This is a genomic window from Vibrio sp. 10N.222.52.B7 (assembly GCF_041474275.1).
Lineage (GTDB): Bacteria > Pseudomonadota > Gammaproteobacteria > Enterobacterales > Vibrionaceae > Vibrio > Vibrio crassostreae_C.
Map to the genome: position 1 here is coordinate 1 of NZ_JBFRTU010000529.1, position 226 is coordinate 226.

A 226-nucleotide genomic window follows, 5' to 3' on the forward strand; every position below is an offset into this window, starting at 1 on the left:
TTGATTACTCAGTTTGATCGTCCGATGTATCAAGATGCAAGTGTTGATGCAAAATTCTTCCCGATGATGATTGTGATTGCTCAAATTGCTATCTGTATTGTTCTCATCGTTCAGCACAAACTCAAAGGTGTTCCAGAACAACAAGAAGCGATGATAAGCAAGATGTCTATCTTCGGCGTGGCCTTTCTTATTGGATACGCGTTACTCATCAGTGTGGTTGGCTACC

1 pseudogene is annotated in these 226 nt (G+C 41.6%); it reads left to right on the plus strand.

Going from position 1 to position 226, the window contains the following annotated elements:
- Nucleotides 1-226: pseudogene (locus tag AB4512_RS24035) on the plus strand (tripartite tricarboxylate transporter TctB family protein); the annotation flags it as partial.